At 51.9% G+C, this 449-nt stretch carries 1 rRNA gene; it reads left to right on the top strand.

Features of this window, described 5'->3' with window-relative positions:
* Positions 1–402 (top strand): 16S ribosomal RNA (locus tag FDX19_RS25005); the annotation flags it as partial.
* Positions 403–449 lie beyond the last annotated feature (47 nt).

Genomic DNA, 449 nt, shown 5'->3' with positions numbered 1-449 from the left:
CGGGAACTCAAAGGAGACTGCCAGTGATAAACTGGAGGAAGGTGGGGATGACGTCAAGTCATCATGGCCCTTACGAGTAGGGCTACACACGTGCTACAATGGCGCATACAAAGAGAAGCGACCTCGCGAGAGCAAGCGGACCTCATAAAGTGCGTCGTAGTCCGGATTGGAGTCTGCAACTCGACTCCATGAAGTCGGAATCGCTAGTAATCGTGGATCAGAATGCCACGGTGAATACGTTCCCGGGCCTTGTACACACCGCCCGTCACACCATGGGAGTGGGTTGCAAAAGAAGTAGGTAGCTTAACCTTCGGGAGGGCGCTTACCACTTTGTGATTCATGACTGGGGTGAAGTCGTAACAAGGTAACCGTAGGGGAACCTGCGGTTGGATCACCTCCTTACCTTAAAGAAGCGTTCTTTGTAGTGCTCACACAGATTGTCTGATGAA

Origin of the sequence: Citrobacter sp. wls619 (genome assembly GCF_005281345.1) — a bacterium.
In the GTDB taxonomy this organism is placed as follows: domain Bacteria; phylum Pseudomonadota; class Gammaproteobacteria; order Enterobacterales; family Enterobacteriaceae; genus Citrobacter.
This window is presented reverse-complemented; position numbering and strand designations above follow the sequence as displayed.